General features: G+C 69.9%; 20 protein-coding genes. 11 read left to right on the top strand and 9 right to left on the bottom strand.

The genetic code is table 11. The annotated features are described in order from the left end of the window. Positions 1–26: 26 nt before the first annotated feature. Both OH804_RS07075 and OH804_RS07080 read right to left on the bottom strand, forming a co-directional pair. Positions 27–1526, bottom strand: coding sequence for an FAD-dependent monooxygenase (locus OH804_RS07075; protein WP_406063663.1), 1500 nt, complete (start codon positions 1524–1526; stop codon positions 27–29). Between the two features lie 123 nt (positions 1527–1649). Further along, a complete protein-coding gene (locus OH804_RS07080; RefSeq protein ID WP_112583497.1) occupies positions 1650–2270 on the bottom strand; it encodes a TetR family transcriptional regulator in 621 nt (206 codons plus the stop codon). A gap of 120 nt (positions 2271–2390) precedes the next feature. Between OH804_RS07080 and OH804_RS07085 the strand changes: the two genes are divergently transcribed. Continuing rightward, positions 2391–2750, top strand: a complete 360-nt coding sequence (locus tag OH804_RS07085; RefSeq protein WP_406063665.1) for a DNA polymerase ligase N-terminal domain-containing protein — start codon at positions 2391–2393, stop codon at positions 2748–2750. Positions 2751–2809: 59 nt separating this feature from the next. Next, entirely contained in the window at positions 2810–3544 is a 735-nt protein-coding gene (locus OH804_RS07090; RefSeq protein WP_406063667.1) for a VOC family protein, read from the top strand. A gap of 41 nt (positions 3545–3585) precedes the next feature. On the opposite strand, the gene OH804_RS07095 is transcribed toward OH804_RS07090, so the two are convergent. After that, entirely contained in the window at positions 3586–5730 is a 2145-nt protein-coding gene (locus OH804_RS07095) for a glycogen debranching N-terminal domain-containing protein (RefSeq protein ID WP_406063669.1), read from the bottom strand. Positions 5731–6210: 480 nt separating this feature from the next. Between OH804_RS07095 and OH804_RS07100 the strand changes: the two genes are divergently transcribed. From OH804_RS07100 to OH804_RS07140, 9 genes are all read left to right on the top strand, one after another. Then, the gene (locus OH804_RS07100; RefSeq protein ID WP_196923878.1) at positions 6211–6543 is read left to right on the top strand and encodes a TraR/DksA C4-type zinc finger protein; all 333 of its coding nucleotides are present in this window, start codon (positions 6211–6213) and stop codon (positions 6541–6543) included. Between the two features lie 156 nt (positions 6544–6699). Next, entirely contained in the window at positions 6700–7743 is a 1044-nt protein-coding gene (locus OH804_RS07105) for a Rieske 2Fe-2S domain-containing protein (protein ID WP_406063671.1), read from the top strand. Beyond that, the gene (locus tag OH804_RS07110) at positions 7740–7958 is read left to right on the top strand and encodes a hypothetical protein (protein ID WP_196923876.1); all 219 of its coding nucleotides are present in this window, start codon (positions 7740–7742) and stop codon (positions 7956–7958) included. Before OH804_RS07105 ends, OH804_RS07110 begins: the two co-directional genes overlap by 4 nt. Next, the gene (locus OH804_RS07115; RefSeq protein WP_406063674.1) at positions 7955–8908 is read left to right on the top strand and encodes a PDR/VanB family oxidoreductase; all 954 of its coding nucleotides are present in this window, start codon (positions 7955–7957) and stop codon (positions 8906–8908) included. The genes OH804_RS07110 and OH804_RS07115 overlap by 4 nt, the downstream gene beginning before the upstream one ends. Before the next feature lie 30 nt (positions 8909–8938). Beyond that, positions 8939–9706: an IclR family transcriptional regulator gene (locus OH804_RS07120; protein WP_406063676.1), complete on the top strand. Its 768-nt coding sequence runs from the start codon at positions 8939–8941 to the stop codon at positions 9704–9706. A 108-nt stretch (positions 9707–9814) separates the two neighbouring features. Then, positions 9815–10741 (top strand): SDR family oxidoreductase, encoded by a 927-nt coding sequence (locus OH804_RS07125; RefSeq protein ID WP_406063677.1) that lies wholly within the window; start codon positions 9815–9817, stop codon positions 10739–10741. A 51-nt stretch (positions 10742–10792) separates the two neighbouring features. Next, positions 10793–11674 carry an amidohydrolase family protein gene (locus tag OH804_RS07130; protein WP_406063679.1) on the top strand — a complete coding sequence of 294 codons (882 nt, stop codon included), beginning with the start codon at positions 10793–10795 and terminating at the stop codon, positions 11672–11674. A 17-nt stretch (positions 11675–11691) separates the two neighbouring features. Next, entirely contained in the window at positions 11692–12144 is a 453-nt protein-coding gene (locus OH804_RS07135; protein WP_406063681.1) for a MaoC family dehydratase, read from the top strand. A gap of 59 nt (positions 12145–12203) precedes the next feature. After that, complete coding sequence (locus OH804_RS07140) at positions 12204–13730, top strand: acyl-CoA synthetase (RefSeq protein ID WP_406063683.1); 1527 nt, start codon at positions 12204–12206, stop codon at positions 13728–13730. On the opposite strand, the gene OH804_RS07145 is transcribed toward OH804_RS07140, so the two are convergent. The 6 genes from OH804_RS07145 to pobA form a co-directional block, all read right to left on the bottom strand. Beyond that, positions 13654–14541, bottom strand: coding sequence for a PaaX family transcriptional regulator C-terminal domain-containing protein (locus tag OH804_RS07145; protein ID WP_406063685.1), 888 nt, complete (start codon positions 14539–14541; stop codon positions 13654–13656). The two genes, OH804_RS07140 and OH804_RS07145, sit on opposite strands and share 77 nt — an antisense overlap. Positions 14542–14580: 39 nt before the next feature. Next, positions 14581–15393: an ABC transporter ATP-binding protein gene (locus OH804_RS07150; protein WP_406063687.1), complete on the bottom strand. Its 813-nt coding sequence runs from the start codon at positions 15391–15393 to the stop codon at positions 14581–14583. Next, on the bottom strand, positions 15386–16210 hold the full coding sequence (locus OH804_RS07155; RefSeq protein WP_406063689.1) for an ABC transporter permease: 825 nt from the start codon (positions 16208–16210) through the stop codon (positions 15386–15388). The genes OH804_RS07150 and OH804_RS07155 overlap by 8 nt, the downstream gene beginning before the upstream one ends. After that, complete coding sequence (locus OH804_RS07160; protein WP_406063691.1) at positions 16207–17007, bottom strand: ABC transporter permease; 801 nt, start codon at positions 17005–17007, stop codon at positions 16207–16209. The genes OH804_RS07155 and OH804_RS07160 overlap by 4 nt, the downstream gene beginning before the upstream one ends. Positions 17008–17080: 73 nt before the next feature. Then, on the bottom strand, positions 17081–18055 hold the full coding sequence (locus tag OH804_RS07165) for an ABC transporter substrate-binding protein (protein ID WP_196923867.1): 975 nt from the start codon (positions 18053–18055) through the stop codon (positions 17081–17083). A gap of 206 nt (positions 18056–18261) precedes the next feature. After that, the gene (pobA, locus tag OH804_RS07170; protein ID WP_406063693.1) at positions 18262–19443 is read right to left on the bottom strand and encodes a 4-hydroxybenzoate 3-monooxygenase; all 1182 of its coding nucleotides are present in this window, start codon (positions 19441–19443) and stop codon (positions 18262–18264) included. Positions 19444–19456 lie beyond the last annotated feature (13 nt).

A 19456-nucleotide genomic window follows, 5' to 3' on the forward strand; every position in this document is an offset into this window, starting at 1 on the left:
AGGGCCGGACCGGAATTGTCTCATGGTCATCGTGGAAGGCCGAAGTGGTGGGCGAGCGAGGCGCGCAGCGTGGCGGCGTCCCCGGCGGACCAGGCGATGAAGCAGTCGGGGCGTACGAGCAACGCGGTCGCCGTCGTGCCCTCCAGTGAACCGGCGACCACGTCGACCCGGTCTCGCCATGGTGCGGCGATCCCGGCATAGGAGCCCGTGGAGTCCAGTAGCAGTGGGCGGGCGGTGCGGGTCAGCTCGGCGAGGCGTGTCGCGCCGTGGTCGGTCTGCACGACCACGTCGGGGGCGCAGCGGCCGGCCAACGGGTCGGTGGGGTCGGCGGGGTAGCTGATGTCCGCGCCGGACATCAGGGCCGCGATGTGCCCGGTCACCTCCGGCTTGCGCAGCAGTTCGGCGAAGAGTTCCCGCAAGCCGCTGATCTCGTCGCCGGGGCCGATGAGGGCCGACTGCGCCTGGGTGGACATGACGACCCGTTCGGCGACGGGACGACGTTCGCTTTCGTACGTGTCGAGCAGACCCTGCGGTGCCCAGCCGCGCACCGTCGCGGCGAGCTTCCAACCCAGGTTGACCGCGTCCTGCAGGCCCAGGTTGAGGCCGGGGCCGCCCATCGCTGGGTGCACGTGCGCGGCGTCGCCAACCAGCAGCACCCGGCCGGCGCGGTAGCGGGCGGCGATGCGGGTGTTGCGTCCGGTCAGCCGCCGCAGCAGGCCGGGGCCGTCCGGCGCGCCGAGGGGGATGTCGGTACCGAGCACCCGGGTGACGCTGGCGCGGAGCTCCGCCAGGTTCATCGGGGTCTCGTCGTTCGTTGGCGTGTCGGGCCACTCCGTCGTGCTCAGGATCGCCGGGCGGCCGGGGAACGGGGCCCAGGCGATCAGGCCACGCGCGGTGCGGGTGTGCTGGAACGGCGGGACGACGCAGTAGCCGGGGACGCGCAGGCCGCCCGTCTCGGGGTGGAGGAATGACGCGGGCACGGTCACGGTGGCGGTGCGGGAGATCGACCGGTCGTTCGTGACACCGGGAAAGTCGATGCCGGCGAGGCGGCGCACCGCGCTGCGCCCGCCGTCGGCTCCGACGACGAAACGACTGGTGAGCTGCGTACCGTCGGCGAGGTGGACCTCGACCGCGTCGGGGCGTTGGAGGAGGTCGACGACCTCGTGGCCGCGGCAAAGGTCGACTCCGAGCTCGGCGGCTCGGACGGCGAGACCGGCCTCGAGTTGGGCTTGCGGCACGCCGAGGACGTAGTGCGGGTTCTCGGCGAGCATCGTGAGATCCAGCGGGAAAGCGCCGAAGGTGAAGGCCGGTTGAGGGGTCGGCGGGGTGCTCTCACCGCTGAGCCGCGCGTAGAGGCCGCGCCGGTCGAGCAGTCGGACGACCTGGCCCACGAGGCCGTTGGCGCGAGGCTCGCCGGTGGGCGCGGCGTGGCGTTCGAGGACGACGGGGTGCACACCGGCGAGGGCCAGTTCGCAGGCGAGCATCAGGCCGTTGGGGCCGGCTCCGACGATGACGACATCGATCATGATCTTGATTCCTTCGGGGTGTGCGTCATCGCCACGGCAGACGCGGCACGTGGCCGGCCCGCCGCGGGAGTGGGACGCGGCTGGAGACGTGGGTGAGGTGGTGCCCTGCGAGAGGGCGGAGCTTCAGCGGGGTGGGGCCGGGAGGCCGGCGGCGACCTGGGTGAAGGCGTCGGTGATGAGGCGTTCGATCGGGGCGGGTGGGTCGGCACTGTCGAGATAGTGCTGCATGGCGACGGCGACGGCGGCGCTGGCGGCGGCCGCGACGAGCCTCGGATACATGTCGGTGGCGAGGTCGGTGCCGGTGCGCTCGGCGACCGCGGCGGCAAGCTCGGCCTCGGCGAGGGCGGTGGCGCGCAGCCGTTCGCCCTGTAGCGCGGGCTCGGCGAGCATTGTGCGTACGCCGGCAACCCACTGGGCGTGGGAGGGGGAGGGCATCGCCTCGACCTCGGGGCCGCGTGTGAACTGCTCCAGCGAGGCCTGGGTGAGCGCCACCCAGAGCGGCTCGTCGGCGGGACGTTCGCGCAGCGCGGCGGCGGTGCGCAGGCTGCGGTCGAGGTGGCGGGAGGCGATCGCCTCGGCCTTGCTGGAGAAGTAGTTGTTGAAGGTGCGCGGGGAGACACCAGCCGCCTCGGCGATGTCCTCGACGCGGACGTTGTCGTAGCCGTGCTCAGCGGTGAGGTGGATCGCAGCCCAACCGAGCGCCGCCCGCGTCTCGGCCTTCTTGCGCTCCCGTAGCCCCGTCATGCCACCAGGCTAGCACTAGTTGCGTGGCACGCAAATATGCGTGCCACGCAAAAAGCCGCTGACTGCGTGCGGTGATCGCGTCGACAGGCGGGAGGGTTGGCCGGCGCCGACAATGGGGGAGTGGCACCCGCCTTCGTCCTGCACCACCACCGTAAACCGCGACCGCACTTCGACCTGCGGCTCGAGGAGGACGGTGTGCTGCGCTCGTGGGCGGTGCCGCGCGGTCTGCCGGACAGCCCCAGCGACAACCGGCTCGCGATCGCCGTGCCCGACCACGACCTCGATCACCTCACCTACGAGGACGTCGACAAGTCGATCGCCGACATCGGCACCTGGGAGGAGCACGATCGCACCGAGCGGCGGATGCTGTTCACACTGCACGGCCGCGCCGGCCGCCGGCGGTACGCGCTCATCCGCACCGGCGAGGGTTGGCTGCTGCACCTGACAAAAGAGCAGCTTCCGGACGACACCCGGCGGTAGCGCGCGTGGACGGCGATGACGGTCAGCGAGACGCGGGCGTAAGCCCTAGCATCGCCGGCATGGTTACACGGCTTGTGCAGATCAACATGAAGGCTCGGGACGACTCCGCGTTGGGCGGGTTCTGGGCGCAGGCGCTCGGTTGGGAGGTCTCCAGTGAGGGACCCGGCGTGACCAACCTCGAACCCGAGGGCTTCGTCTACCCCGACCCCGTCGCAGTCTGCATCGACCTCGTCGTCTCCCAGGAGCCCAAGACGGTGAAGAACCGGGTGCACGTGGACCTCGCCACCACCTCGGCGGCCCACCAGGCGCAGGTGGTGGCCCGCCTGAAGGATCTCGGCGCCACACCTGCCGACGTGGGCCAGGGTGACGTGCCATGGACGGTCATGGCCGACCCGGAGGGCAACGAGTTCTGTGTGCTGGACCCCCGACCGCTCTACCGGGACACCGGACCGATCGCCGCCGTAGTGGTCGACTGCGCGGATCCGCGAGCCATGGCCCGGTTCTGGAGCGAGGCCACGGACTGGACAGTGCACGAGGTGACCGACAAGGGTGCGCGACTGCGCTCCGCCAAGGGCGTCGGCCCCTATCTGGAGTTCGTCCGTACACCCGACGTGAAGAGCGGATGGAACCGCGTCCACCTCGACGTCCGCCCGTACCCCGGTGACGACCCGGAGGTCGAGGCGGCCCGGCTGCGGCGTCTCGGCGCGACCCCCGTCGACCTGGGCCAGGACGTCCCGTGGAGGGTGCTCGCCGACCCGGAGGGCAACGAGTTCTGCCTCCTCACCCCGAGCTGACCGTCCCACCACCGGTCGGCCTGAACGACGAGCGCCGCGTTTCAGGCCGAGAAACTCGGCCCTGACGCGGACGCCTCGACCGTCTGCCGCGCACCGTGGACGGCAACCCCGGTCAGCCGGATGTTCCCCAGCGCCTCGGGAACGTGCGGATCGGTGGCGAGGATCCCGTCGTTGACGTCGAGCCCGAGCATCGTCCGCAGGAACAGCAGGGGAGCACCGCTGGCCCAGGCCTGGGGATTGCAGGCGGTGGGGTACGGCACGGGTCGTCGGCCGAGCGAACGGTCGTACCCGGAGATGGCTTCGGGCAGGCGGTGCTCGAATTGGGCGGCGGCCTCCAGCATCGCCATCGCGATGCGGTTCGCGGCGTCGCGGTGACCGTACCGGGCGAGCCCGGCGGCGATGATCGAGTTGTCGTGTGGCCACACGGTCCCGAGGTGGTAGCCGATGGGGTTGTAACCCACGTCCTCGGTGGAGAGGGTCCGGACACCCCAGCCGGAGAACATCTGGTCAGACATCAACTGCCGGGCCACCGCGGCGGCACGATCCGGCGGGACGATGCCGCTCCACAGCAGGTGGCCCATGTTCGAGGTCATCGAGTCGATGGGGCGCTTGTCGGCGTCGAGGCCGATCGCGTAGTAGCCGCCGCGGGCAGGCAGCCAGTAGTCGCGGTTGAAGCGTTCGCGCAGCTCGGCGGCCTCGGTACGCAGCCGTCGCGCCAGTGCGTGGTCGGCCCACGGGCCGTCGGCGAGTTGCGCGGCGCGCAGCTTCGCGTCATAGGTGTAGCCCTGGATCTCACAGGTCGCGACCGGCAGGGTGGGAAGGCTGCTGTCGGCGAACTGGACCCCGTCCGGTGAGTCGCGCCAGCAGTGGTTGCGCATGCCTTCGGGGGAGCGGGTGGCGTACTCGACGTATCCGTCGCCGTCGCGGTCTCCGAAGTTGTCAATCCACCGCAGCGCGGCGTCGGCGTTCGGCCGCAACCGCCGGACCAGCGCGTCGTCGCCCGTCCACCGCCAGTACTCGGAGAGCAGGATGAGCCACAGCTGGGTGGTGTCGGCCGAGCCAAAGCACGGACCGTAGGGCATGATGCCGAGCTGCGTCAGCTCGCCGGATCGGAACTCGTGGAGGATCTTTCCCGGTTCCTCGTCGCTGAAGTCGTCGACGGCAGTGCCCTGGTGCGCGGCGAGAGTGATCAGCGCGCCCCGGGCGACGTCGGGTCCGCAGCTGACGCTTTGGTAGGCGGTGATCAGAGTGTCCCGTCCGAAGACTGCCAGGAACCAGGGCATACCGGCGGCCAGCAGAACGACCTGCTCACCCCGAATCTCCTTGGCGATCCGCATCGACACCAGGTCACTGGCCGACTTGTGGTACACGTCGCGCAACAGGTCTGATTCCGCGCTCAGGTGTGGCTTGTTGGCCCTCCACCGCCAGGCTGCGTCGTCAGCGCCGGGATCCTGCTCTTCGCCGAAGGTGCGGATAGCCGGCTGGTAGTCCCTGCCCCGACAGTTCAGCAGCACCCGCAGCTCACAACCCCAGGTCTGACCTCGCCCCAGGTGCACATCCCAGATCAGTGCGTCGCCCTCGACCCGATCGGCACGCGGCTCGGCCTCCACCGTGGTGACGGCCGACCAGTGCGAATTCTGGTAGGAGAAACGCAGCGCCGAGCCGTCCGACCGGTGGGTCCGCCGGATGTCGGCCAGCCTGCTCCGTCCCGTTCCCTTTATCTCGAACAGATCAGCGAAGTCCGCGCCGACATCCAACCGCAGACGCACGGAGACCGGCTCGGCACCAAAATATTGCACAGTTATTCGCTCATGCATGCCGTCGCCGACGAACCGTTCCCGTCGCACGCCGACCCGGTTCGCCGCCAGGCCCTCGATTTCAGGGTTCGCGAGAAAGAAGGCCGCCGAGTACGGATCAACAGGGTTCGCGCTGAGGACGAGCGGAGCCTTCCCGTCGACTGTCAACTCCCAACGGCTGAGATAGCGGGTGTCGTCGTGCACCAGACCAGCGATGGAGTCGGCCGGCACGTCCCCGGCCGGATTGGACAACATGAAGGTCCGGCCTTCGAAAATGCCGACCGCGTCCGAACCCAACTCCGGCGGCATGTCGCGGTTGGCGCCACCGTGAGCCTTGTCGGGTTGTTGCGTCGTCGACGGGGACCCGGACGGTGTCGCTTGAGATTGCATGGCATTCTCTCCCCCCGGTAGGCAGGGCAGAGACCCCGCCACGCACCGCAGTCTAGGACTCGAAAAGATGACCTCGCTGCGATATCGAAGGGCGCCCACCGGGTTCGGGCAACGGCCCTATTGCGGCGAAAAGCGGCAGTTCGAGGCCGGAATGAGGCCCCACCGGGGACGTTGGCATTGGGGCAACGTCGCTCTATGGTGGGGGCATGCCGCCGGTGACCTTCCGCTCGCCCGCCGCCACCGAGGTGGCGGTGGGCGGTGCTGTCCGCGTGCCGACGGCGACCCGCCCCAAGGCCGACATGCGGGTGCCGGTCGTCCGCGCGCCGCACACCGTGCCCACGCACACACAGTCGAGCCCGGTGCGAACCGGCCGAGGCCCACCCGCGGAGTCGTTGCATACTCAGAACGACCGCCAGGGCGAAGCTATCCAAGCTTCGGCCCTTTTTGTTTTTCCCGCCCATTCCCCTTGAAAGGCAGATCATGAGCGTCGATCATCGTCGTACTCCCGACCAGAGTTGGCTGGCTGACCTGCGAGCGTCCCTGGCGGACGACTTCGCCACCCAGACGGCTCGGCTGCGGGAACTGACCGAGCTCAACGCGGACACCGGCGACCCCGGCGAGGCCCACAACCAGGCTGCGCTGCTGCTGGCCACCCGCCAGAACATCGAGCAGATCACCGGTGCGCTGAGCCGGATCAGCGACGGCACCTACGGTGCCTGCCAGAGGTGCGGCCGGAGCATCCCGGCCGAGCGGCTCGAGATCCTCCCGCACGCCCGCTTCTGCGTGCCGTGCCAGGAGAAGCAGAACAGGTGACCCCGCGGTATGGCTGCCGCGCCGCCGGCACGGCAGCCATACCGTCAGGCGTGAGAGGCCGGCCTTTCATCCAGTGAAAGCTCCGGTTCCCCAGCGGGGACAGCGCACGGGACGATCCGGCTCCATCGACGTCCGTCTGCATGGAGGTCCGGTCGCATGACATTCGCGCGTAACCAGTGGTATGTGGCGGCCTACGGCAGTGAGGTGGGGCGGGATCTGCTCGCTCGTACGGTGCTCGGTGAGCCGTTGGTGCTGTACCGCACCGGCGCCGGGAAGGCGGTGGCGCTCGCCGACCGGTGCGTGCATCGGCGCTTCCCGCTGTCGGAGAGCCGGCTCGACGGCGACACGATCGTCTGCGGTTACCACGGCTTCACCTACGATCCGACCGGCGCATGTGTCTTCGTACCCGGTCAACAGCGCATACCGCGCACCGCGCGGGTGGCCTCGTTCCCGGTGGTGGAACAGGACTCCTTCATCTGGGTCTGGATCGGCGACCTGGACCGGGCCGACCCGACCGCGATTCCCCGCGCGCCGTGGCTGGCCGACCCGCGCTACGCGGTGGTGCGGGGCATGGCGCCCCTGAACGCGCGGTACGGCCTGCTGGTGGACAACCTCCTGGACCTGTCCCACGAGACCTACCTGCATGGTGGTTACATCGGTACACCGGAGGTGGCGAACACTCCGATCACCACCGAGGTGGACGAGGACCGGGGCATCGTCTACGTCAGTCGGCACATGGACGACGCCCAGTGCCCGCCGTTCTACGCGCGCTCGACCGGGATCCAGGGCCGGATCACCCGGTGGCAGGACATCGAGTACCACCCGCCCTGCCTCTACCTCCTGCACAGCCGGATCGCACCGCAGGGTGTCTACCCGCCCGCCAACGGCGAGGACAGCGAAGCGTTCCACGCCGAGATCGTGTACGCCATCACCCCGTCGACCGAGCACACCACCTATGACTTCTGGGCCGTGGCGCGCGACTTCGCGATCGACGACGAGTCGGTCAGCGAGTACCTGCACCACAGCAACCACACCGTTGTCATGCAGGACGTGACCGCGCTCAACATCCTGGAGCAGGTGATCGCGACCGAGCCGGACAGGTATCAGGAGTTGAGCATCAACATCGACACCGGCGGTCTGGCCGCCCGGCGGCTGCTGGCCCGGATGGTCGGGCCGGGGACGGTGGGAGCGGCGCGGTGAGGACCCGAGCAGGCGCCCTCGGTGGGGATCGGGTCTACCGGATCCACTGGGTGCCGGGCACCGACACCCTGCGCGGGATCTGCCACTGCGGGGCCGAGCGCCTCGCCGAGGATCCGGTCGAGTTGTGGGAGTGGCTGCTCGCCCATCCGGAGGGCCATCAGGGCGTGGCCGGGCCGGCGCCCGGACCGCCGAGAACGCTGGCGATGCGCGAGTGACAGTGGACGTTCTGATCGGTGTGGAGCTGGTGGTCGCCGGCCGGGATCAGGTGGCGGCCGAGGTCGTGGCGATCCGCCTGAGTCGGGCGGACGGTGGTGACCTGCCCGAGTGGACGCCGGGCGCGCACATCGACCTGGAGATGAGCGCCGGGCTGGCCCGTCAGTACTCCCTCTGCGGCGACCCGGCGGACCGGTCCGTCCTGCGGATCGCGGTGCAGCGCGAACCGAACGGACGCGGCGGCTCCCGGCTGGTGCACGAGCGGCTCACCGTCGGCGCGACCGTCCGGGTGAGCGGGCCGCGCAACACCTTCCCGCTGGTCGCGGCCCGGCGTTACCTCTTCGTCGCTGGTGGCATCGGTATCACCCCCATCGCACCGATGGTCGCCGCCGCCGACGCCGCGGGCGCCGACTGGCGGCTGGTGTACGGCGGACGCAGCCGCGCCACCATGGCCTTCGCCACCACCCTGCGGGAGAAGTACGGCGACCGGGTGAGCCTGCACCCGCAGGACGAGACCGGGTTGCTCGACCTGGTCGGGTTGCTGGGTCGGCCCGGCACCGGACTCGTCTACTGCTGCGGCCCGGAACCGCTGATAACCGCGGTCGAGGAGCACTGCCGCGGCTGGCCACCCGGCTGCCTGCACGTCGAGCGGTTCACCGCACGGGGCGACACCGGCGCTCCAGAGACGACGATCGAGGTCGAACTCGCGCTTTCCGGGCGGACGGTGACCGTCCCGCCGGGCACGCCGATCCTGCAGGCGGTCGAGGAGGCCGGCGTGCAGGTCCTCTCGTCCTGCCGGGAGGGCACCTGCGGCACCTGCGAGACGCCGGTGCTCGCCGGCGTGCCGGAGCATCGCGACAGCCTGCTCACCGAGGAGGAACGGGCCGCCGGGGACACCATGATGATCTGCGTCTCCCGGGCCCGTACGCCCCGACTCGTGCTGGAGCTGTGACTGCCCGGCGCGGGCGAGGATGATGACGGGGTGCGCGCAGAACCGGGACGGTCGGTGACGAGCAAGGTGCTGGCGCTGCTCGACGCGTTCAGCCCGGCCACCCCAGCGTTGACATTGAGCGAGTTGGCCCGTCGTACCGGGCTGCCCCTGCCCACCGCGTACCGGCGGGCTGCGGAACTGGTCGCGTGGGGGGCACTGGAACGCGGCGACGACGGGCGGTACCGGATCGGTCTGCGGCTGTGGGAGGTGGGCTCGCTCGCCCCGAGGGGCCTGGGGCTGCGCGAGTTGGCCCTGCCGGTCATGGAGGACCTGTACGAGGTGACCCACGAGAACGTCCAGCTCGCCGTCCGGCAGGACCTCGAACTCGTCTTCATCGAACGGATCGCCGGACGCCAGGCGGTGCCCGTGCTCACCCGGGTGGGTGGCCGTTTCGCGCTGCACGCCACAGGCGTCGGGCTGGTCCTGCTCGCCCACGCGCCCGTCGAGGTTCAGGAGCAGGTGCTGGCCGCGCCGCTGGAGCGGTACACCGAATTGACCATCATCGACCCGAAACGGCTGCGTAGCTACCTCGCCGAGGTGCGCCGGGTCGGGTACGCGGTCAGCGACCGCCAGGTCACGATGGACGCCCTCTCGGTGGCCGCACCGATCCGCGTACCGGAGGGTGTGGTGGCGGCGATCTCGCTGGTGGTAGCCCACGACCGGGCGGACCCGGTGGCCTTGGCCCCGTTGGTCCAGGCCGCGGGCCGGGTGGTCTCCCGGGCGCTGAGCAGCTCCACCCCGCCCCGCCGTCTGATGTAGACAGACGGCGGATCGTTGACGCCCGGTCAAATTTTGCATTACGTTTCCCGTGCGCGTGTTACTCCCCGCCTTCGTGCGCGGATCGGCATCGACGACAGGGAGCACTTCATGTCACTGGACGGCAAGGTCGCCATCGTCACCGGGGCCGGGCGGGGTCTCGGCCTCTCCTACGCGCAGGAGTTGGCGCGGCGGGGCGGCTCGGTGGTGGTCAACGACGTCGATGCCGAGGCTACCGCCGCCGCCGTGGCAGCGATCCAGGCAGCCGGCGGCCGGGCCGTCGCGGTGGTCGCACCGGTAGGCCCGACCGAGACCGCGAAGGAACTCGTCAGCACGGCGGTCGAGCACTTCGGGCGGCTGGACATCCTCGTCACCAACGCTGGCGTCCTGCGCGACACGGTGCTGTGGAAGATGAGCGACGAGGACTTCGACACCGTCATCAACGTGCACCTGCGCGGCACCTTCACCACCGTGCGTGAGGCGGTGCAGCACATGCGGCAGGCCGGCGAGGGTGGGCGGATCATCTGCGTCGGGTCACCCACCGGGCAGCGGGGCACCTTCGGCCAGACCAACTACGCGGCCGCCAAGGCGGGCATCGTCGGCATGGTCCGGACCTGGGCGCTTGAGCTCAAGCGGGCCGGCATCACAGCCAACACCGTCGTTCCGGTCGCCGCGACCGCGATGACCGCCACCGTCCCCTACTTCGCCGCAGCGGTGCGGGCCGAGGCGAACGGCGAGCCGATGCCCGCGTTCTTCCGACACGATCTGGGGTTCGGCACGGCGGACGACGTGGCCGGGCTCGTCGCGTTCCTCGGCTCCGACGCGGCGGCCTCGGTGACCGGGCAGGTGATCGGTGTCGGTGGGGACCGCCTGCAGATCTGGACCCACCCGGAGGCGGCGCTGACCGCGCACCGCGAGGGCGGCTGGACGTACGACGCGCTCGTGGACGCCTGGCCGACGAGGTTCGCCGGCGCCGCACAGAGTGTCGGCGAACGTTTCCCGAAGCTCCCCGAGGAGTTCGAGCCCTCGGCCTCCTGACCAGCCCGAGCAGACCAGCCCGCACAGCCCCGCCCGACGAAGGTTGGCCCCATGTACCAGCCCGCGATCGACCTCGACGACGTCACGGCGATCGACATGCACGTGCACATCGAGGTCGACGGCCACGGTCACACCTCACTGCCGGAGCCGCTCGTGGCGGCGGCGTCGGCGTACTTCAAGACGGACGGGCCACGGCCTGCGGTCGACGCGGTCGCACAGTACTACCGCGAGCGGCACATGGCGGCCGTCGTCTTCACCGTTGACGCGCGTACGCAACTGAAGCACCAGCCACTGTCGAGCACCGACATCGCCCGCGCGGCGGCCGAGCACGCCGACGTGCTCATCCCGTTCGGGTCGGTCGACCCGCGCACCGGTGGAGCGGCAGTCGAACTCGCCGACCGGCTGATCCAGGAGGAGGGCGTACGCGGCTTCAAGTTCCACCCCACGGTGCAGGGCTTCGACCCCAGCCACGACGAGTACGCGCCGCTGTGGGGCCTCCTGGAGCGGGCGGGCGTCCCGGCGCTCTTCCACACCGGGCAGACCGGCATCGGCGCGGGTATGCCGGGCGGCCACGGCCTGCGGCTCGGCCTGTCGAATCCGATCCTGCTCGACCCGATCGCGGCCGACTTCCCCGACCTGCAGATCATCATGGCTCACCCCTCGGTGCCCTGGCAGGACGAGGCGTTGTCGGTGGCCACGCACAAGCACAACACCTGGATCGACCTGTCCGGCTGGAGCCCGAAGTACTTCCCGGCCGAGCTGGTGCGCTACGCCAACTCGGTGCTGAAGCGACGGGTGCTCTTCGGCACCGACTACCCGATGCTCACCCCCGATCGGTGGCTTCGCGACGTGCAATCGACCGACCTCAAGCCGGACGTGCTCCCGGGCATCCTGAAGGACAACGCGGCCCGCTTACTGGGCCTCGCCCGGTGACGACGAGAGGAAACGCCATGACGACGACCATCACCTACGACCGGCTCGGCGACCTCGCCGGCACCGATCTCGGCTACACCGGGTACCGCACTGTCACCCAGGACCAGGTGGACCTGTTCGCCGACGCCACGGACGACCACCAGTGGATCCACGTCGACCCCGAACGGGCGAGGACCGGCCCGTTCGGCGCGCCGATCGCGCACGGCTTCCTCACCCTCTCCCTGGCGGTTCCCTTCTGGACCGAGCTGCTCGAAGTCAAGGGCGTGACCACGAAGGTGAACTACGGCCTCGACAAGGTGCGCTTCCCCGCGCCCGTCGTGGTCGGGGCGCGGGTGCGCATGCGGGCCACCGTCGTCGAGGTCGTCGAGGTGCGCGGCGGCTACCAGATCGCTGTCGACCAGACGATCGAGATCGAGGGCGGGACCAAGCCGGCGGTCGTCGCGCGAGGGCTGTACCGCTTCTACGCCTGAGCCCGGGGGCATCCGTCGAGCCGGGTGAGCACACCACCTCCACCCCCAGGAGAATGATGATGCATCAGCACGGAATCGGCGCCTGGGTGGCCAAGCGCCGGCTCAAGTCCCCGGACCAGATCGCGATCATCCACGGCGACCGGTCGCCCATGACGTACGGTCAGTTCGCCGACGCTGCGGACCGGATCTCGGCGGTGCTGCGGGAGCGGGGTGTCGGCAAGGGTGACTCGGTCGCCTACCTGGGCGAGAACAGCCCCGAGCTCCTCCAGGTGATGTTCGGGGCGGCGCAGCTCGGGGCCGTCTTCGTCCCGGTCAACACCCGGCTCGCCGCACCCGAGATCGCGTACGTCCTCGCCGACTGCGGCGCGCGGGTGCTGATCCACGACCCGGACTTCGCGGTGCCGGTGGCCTCCGCCGCGCCGACCGCCCGGACCCCGTCCGTCATCGTCAACGGTGAGGGCACCGCGGACCGGCCCGGGCTGGCCCACCTGACACGGGCCACCGTCACTCCGTTCACCGACCAGGCGGACACCACCCACGAGGATCCGGCGGCGATCGTCTACACCTCGGGCACGACCGGCCGGGCCAAGGGCGCCGTGCTGACCCACGGCAACCTCACCTGGGTGGCGCTCAACTGTGTGGTGGACTACGACGTCGTTTCCACCGACGTCGCGCTCATGATCTCGCCGCTGTTCCACGTCGCCTCGCTCGGGATGGGCGCCCTGCCCGTCATCCTCAAGGGCGCCACGATGGTCATCGAGAAGGGCTTCGAGCCGGGCCGCGCACTCGCGCAGATCGAGCGGCACGGGGTCACCATGCTCAGCGGCGTGCCGACCACCTACCAGTTGATGGCCGACCACCCCGCCTGGGCGTCGACCGACCTGTCCACGCTGACGAAGCTCACCTGCGGAGGCTCGGCGGTGCCGGCCCGCATCCTCAACGCGTACGAGGCACGGGGCCTGTCCTTCTCGCAGGGTTATGGCATGACCGAGGCCGCGCCGGGCGCGACCGCGCTGCCGCCGACGATGACCCGCGTCAAGCAGGGCAGTGCCGGTCTGCCGCACTTCTTCACCGACGTGCGGATCACCGACGCGGGCGGCGCGGTGGTGCCCACCGGCGTTGTCGGTGAGATCGAGGTGGCCGGGCCCAACGTCTTCCCCGGGTACCACGGCCTCCCGGAGGCGACCGCCGAGGCGTTCACGGCCGACGGGTGGTTCCGCTCCGGCGACCTCGGCCACCTGGACGCTGACGGCTACCTCTACATCTCCGGTCGCCTCAAGGACATGATCATTTCGGGGGGCGAGAACATCTACCCGCTCGAACTCGAGCAACTGCTCACCGAGGTCGACGGGGTGACCTCGGCGGCTGTCATCGGGGTACCGGACGCGCGTTGGGGGGAGGTGCCGTGGGCGATCGTGACCGTACGGGAGGGGGTGTCCGTGGACACCGCCACCGTCCGGGCGTGCCTGGACGGCAGGATCGCACGCTACAAGCTTCCGAAGAACGTCGTCATCGTGGATGAGCTGCCGCGGACGGCGTCGGGGAAGGTGCGGAAGGCCGATCTGAGGAGCCGATTCGGCGCTTAGCCGCGGGCCGGGCCGCGACGAGTTCGGCGAACTCCGCCGCGGACGCCTCGGCCAGCTTCTCGTGCATCCGACGGTAGGTCTCCACCGATCTCGTGGCGGGCCATTCCGCGTCCATGAACTCGGCCGGCAGCCTCGGGTCGGCGCGCAGCAGCGCGAGCCAGTCCGCCACGAGCATGGTCCGAACAGTGAGGGCGCTCGGCGCCATCGCCATCGCGGACGGGTCGTCCCACACGTCGATGAAGGCGAGGTGCGCCCGCCGGATCGCCTCGATGTCCCACGCTGAGCGCACACTCTCGCCGATCGGGAACCCGGCGAGTTCGCGGGCGTGGAAGGCGACCACGGTGTTGGGCGCGAGGTCCTGCCGCAGCGGCTCCAACGAACCGGCGAGGTCGACCTCGCCGGGCGCGAGCCAGAGCCCGTCCCGGAGCGGCGCGAAGCCCTCCCAGGTGAGGGTCGAGCGCAGCCGGTGCCGCAGCATCCGCTGGCCCTCCGGGATGGAGAAGGTGACCAGCGTCCACCCGCTGCCCTGGGGGTCGAAGGGCCGCGGGCCGCGAACGCGGTACGTCGCCTCGCGTAATACAGCGACCCCGTGCTCGGTCAGTGAGAACAGCGTCTCCCGGCCGCTCCGGCTGCGGGCGAGGATGCCGCTGTGCACGAGACGGTCGAGGGTCGCGCGGGTGGCCGGCGCGGCGACGTCGGCACCCTCCAGCACGGTGATCAGGACGCTCGCCCGGATGGGTCCCGTGGCGCCATCGACGACGTGCTCGCCGAAGAAGGCGAGCAACAACTGCTTCGGCTGACGACTACCCACAGCCCTTCCCTTCGGCGCACTCGTTGCCGTGGCCGCCGATCACTGCGCGGATCGCGGGGCCACAGCCTGCCCGCGCTTGGCCCGCTGGATCTGGTCGTAGACGTGCGTCCGCAGTTCCGTGAAACGGGGCAGAGCGCGGGTCGTGATCTGATCGCGCTCCGGCGGCAGGTCGATCGCGAGGTCCTCCTGGACCCAGGTCGGCGACGTGGACAATACTAGAACCCGCTGACCGAGATACACCGACTCGTCGATGTCGTGGGTGACGAAGACAACCGAGATGGTGCGGCTGGCGTGCAACTCGCGGACCAGGTCCTCCAGGTCGGCCCGGGTCTGCGCGTCCACGGCGGCGAACGGTTCGTCCATGATCAGCACGTCGGGCTGGTAGGCGATCGCCCGTGCGATCGCCACGCGTTGCTGCATCCCCCCGGAGAGTTGCCACGGGTGGCTTCGCGCGGCGTGCGCGAGGCCCACCGCCTCAAGAGCGTCGACGACCAGCTTGTTCCGGGCCGCGCGGGTGAGCTTCTTGTGCCGCAGTGGAAGCTCGACGTTTCCGCGCACCGTCAGCCAGGGGTAGAGGCTGCGACCGTACTCCTGGAACACGACGGCCATGGCCGGGCTGGGCCCGGTCACCGGCGAGCCGTCCATCTCGACCACGCCGCCGGTTGGCCGCAGCAGACCGGCGAGGCACTTCAGGAGGGTGGTCTTGCCGCAACCGGACGGGCCGACGATGCAGACGAGCTCACCGGCGTCCATCGTGAAGCTGATGTCCCCGATCGCCTCGACGTCGCCCGTCGCGGCCTCGTAGACCTTCCGTAGGTGCTCCACTCGCAGCAGCCTGCGCCGATCAGGCACGGTTGACCTCCCTGATTCCGTGGTACCAGCGCAGGACGCGCCGTTCGACGAGACCGAAAGCGACGGCGAGGAAGACGCCGACGAGACCGAGGAGGAGGATGCCGCTCCACATCTCGGCGATCAGGTAGTTGCGCTGGAAGTAGGCGATCCGGTAACCGAGGCCGGAGGAGGAGGCGAATATCTCGGAGATGACCATCAGGATCAGCGCGACCGAGAGGGCCTGACGGACCCCGGCCATGATCCGTGGGCTGGCGGCCGGGAGCACGAGGAACCAGAGCCGTTCCCACCAGGAGACCTGGAACGATTCCGCGGTCTCCGTCATGACGCTGTCCGTCCCCCGGACACCCTCGATGGTGTTCAACAGGATGGGCCAGACCGCGCCGGAGACGATCACGACGACCTTCATGATGTCCGTGATCCCGAGCAGGAGCATCACCACCGGAATCAGTACCGGCGGCGGGATGGCCCGGAGGAACTCCAGCAGCGGTTCGAGGAGTTCGCGCAACCAGTGGGTCAGGCCGATGACGGTGCCGGCGGCGATGCCGAGCACGATCGACGCGGCGACACCGAGGCCCAGGCGGGCGAGGCTCGGCAGCACGTCCTCGACGAACGCCGGACCGACCCAGGTCTCCCGGAAGGCTTCGGCGATCGTCAACGGATCGGGGAAGAACCGGCTCGTCGTCCTCGTCGCCACCAGACCCCAGAGCACCAGAAGCAGGGTCGGCAGCCCCAGCGGGTAGAGGAGGCTCGCCGCGATCCGGGACCCGACCGTCCGGCGGCGTGCCGTGGTGGCGACCCGCCCGGTGTACGCGGTCACAGCGGCTCCTCTCCGCGTACCGACTGGTGCCAGGACAGCACCCGACGCTCGATGAACCGGAAGACGATGTTCACCATGAGCCCGAGCAGGCCGGTGACCACGACCAGCGCGTACAGGCCGGCGGCGTCTCCGGAGGACCGGGACAGCTCGATCATGCGCCCGAGGCCGGGGTTGCCGATCACCATCTCCGCGGTGATGGCGAGGATGAGCGCGACCGCCGCCGCGAGCCGTAGGCCCGTCATGAGGTACGGCAGGGTGGTCGGCAGGACGAGGTGCGACAACTGCTCCCGCCGGGTCAGACCGAAACTGCGGGCGGTGTCGCGAGCCACCACGTCGACGTCGGCGACGCCGTAGATCACCTGCACGAACACCTGCCAGAACGACGCGTAGATGATGATGACGAGGGCGGCCTCCCGCTGGATGCCGAACATCAGCACGGCGAGCGGGATGAGGGCGACCGACGGGATCGGTCGCAGGAACTCGACCATCGTGTGGGTCGCGCGCCGCAGGAACGGCACCAACCCGACGACCGTGCCGAGGACGACGGCGGCGACCGTCGCCACCGTGAGGCCGATCGCCCAGGACGTCATGGTGCTGCCCAGCCGTCGCCAGAACGCGAGGTCGACGAACTGCTCGAACAGCCGCGCCAGCACGTCCGTCACGTACGGCAGATACAGCGGGTTGATCAGGCCCAACGTCGGGATCAGTTGCCAGACGACGAGGAACCCGGTCAGGCCGACGACGCCCAGCATCGCTTTGCGTAACGCGCGCAGGCGTCGGGTGGGAAACACGCGCATTGTCACTCCCGTCGTCAGGCGGGCGGCGAGGCCCTCCCCGGTCCGGAGGCCGGGGAGGGCGGGATCGCGCCGGCTACTGCTGCTGGATGAGACGGTCGAAGTTGGGCTGCTTGTCGAGCACCTTGTACTTCTGCGCGAGCTCGGCGAGCGTCTGCAGGCTCGACCGGTCGACCTCCCAGCCGAAGGCCGGTAGCCGCACCGACTCGGCCACCGGTGGGGGCAGCTCCAGATTGTCCTTGATGGCCTGCCGGAGCGCCGCCTCGTTGGCGGGGGCCTTGGCCCACTCCAACGTCTTCTTCATCGCCGCCGTGAAGTCCTCGACCAGTTTGGCGTCCTTTTCGGTGCGTTCCTTGGTGGTGATGGTGGTGAGCGTGGTCAGGCCGGGCACCACCGCCTGGTAGGGCGCGACGATGAAGGTGTCGCCACGGGCCTTCAGTTGAGTGACAAAGGGTTCGGGTACCCAAGCGGCGTCGATGTTGCCGGATTCGAGTTGGGCCGGGGCGTCCGGGAAGGCGACCTCGACGAACTTGATTTTCGACGGGTCGCCGCCATCCTTCTCGACCGCCGCCATGATCGTCACGTCGCCGGCGGCGCCCAGGCTGTTGACCGAGACCCGCTTGCCCGCGAGGTCGGCCGGCCGCTTGATGCCGGACTTCGCCGAGGCCACCACGGCGTTGATGTCGTCGCCGTCGGCGTACGAGGAGGCGTAGTTGCCGATGATGACGACGCCGAGATCCCGCAGGTCGGCCCGGAACGGGCCGAAGGGCTGGCCGATGGCGAAGTCGATGTCGCCGTTCATGAGCGCGGGGATGGCCTGCGCGCCGCCCTGGGCGGGCAGCACCTCGACCTGGAGCCCGCGTTCGGCGAAGATGCCCGCCTTGATGCCGCCCCACAGCGCGGCGGTCTCGGTGATGGGCAGCGCCGCGACCCGGACCTTGCGCAGGTCGCCCGAGGTCTGCTCGGACGGGTTGGACGCGTCGGAGTCGGTACATCCGGTGAGGGCGATCGCGGTAGCGGCGATCAGCCCGAGAGCCATGACCTTCTTCATTGACGAGGCCCTTCCTGGGCGGGGGTGGTGGGTGCGTCGGAAGTCGGCGGATGCCTCGGATCTGCAGGTGAACTACCGCTGCGTGGGGGCGCACGCCGCTGTGCTGGCCATGGTCAGTCACCTCGGCATCGAAAGTCAATAATTTCTGACGCCCGTCATGGATTAGTTGAACGACGCTCTACGTGGCGACGTCGCCACGCTCGCTTTCAGACCTCGGGCAGACCCACGTAGTTCTCGGCCAGGCTCGTGGCGTAGGCGTCGGAGCTGGCGACGTACCTCAGCGTGGCGGTCTGCAGCTTCGTCTCGTACGGGTCGTCACGGTCCAGCCGGTGCAGCATGGACGTCATCCACCAGGAGAAGTGCTGGGCCCGCCAGACCCGGCGCAACGCCGTGGCCGAATAGGACTCCAGCAGATCGGTGCGTCCCCCGTCGTACCACCCGGCGAAGGCGTCCCCGAGCAGCGCGACGTCGGCCAGGGCCAGGTTCATGCCCTTCGCGCCGGTGGGCGGAACGATGTGCACGGCGTCCCCGGCCAGGAACAGCCGCTCCCACTGCATCGGCTCGACCACGAAGCTGCGCATCGGGGTGATGGACTTCTCCAGGATCGGCCCCTCGTTGAGCGACCACCCCGGCACCGTCTCCAACCGCGCCCGCAGCTCTGTCCAGATCCGCTCGTCCGGCCACGCGGCGATGTCCTCATCCGGCGCGACCTGGAGATACAACCGAGAGATCTCGGGGGAGCGCATGCTGTAGAGGGCGAAGCCCCGTTCGTGGTTGGCGTAGATGAGTTCGTCCACCGCCGGCGGCGCGGCGGCGAGGACGCCCAACCAGGCAAACGGGTACACCCGCTCGTAGGTGGTCAGCACCCCCTCGGGCACCGCGCCGCGACTCACCCCGTGGAACCCGTCGCAGCCGGCCACGAAGTCGCAGTGCAGCTCCTCGTCCCGCCCATGGCGTCGAAAGTGGACGGTCGGCGAGTCCGAGTCGAGACCGTCCAGGCGTACCGCGTCGGCCTCGAAGAGGATCGAGCCGCCGGCCGCGAGCCGGGCGGCGATCAGGTCCTTGACCACCTCCTGCTGCCCGTAGACGGTGATCGCCCGCCCGGTCAGGTCTGCCATCGGCACGCGGTGCGACTCGCCGGCGAAGCGCAGCTCGATGCCCTCGTGGCGCAGCCCTTCCCGTTGCAGCCGCTCGCCGACGCCGCTGCGGCGGAGCAGGTCGACCGAGCCGTGTTCGAGGACGCCCGCCCGGAGTCGGTGCTCGACGTGGTCGCGGCTGCGGCTCTCCAGCACCACGGACTCGATCCCGCGCAGGTGCAGCAGGTGCGACAACATGAGCCCCGCCGGCCCGGCGCCGACGATGCCGACCTGGGTACGCATTCCCGGCATGCCCCTCTCCTCC

It is taken from the genome of Micromonospora sp. NBC_00860 (genome assembly GCF_045207375.1).
In the GTDB taxonomy this organism is placed as follows: Bacteria; Actinomycetota; Actinomycetes; order Mycobacteriales; family Micromonosporaceae; genus Micromonospora; species Micromonospora vinacea.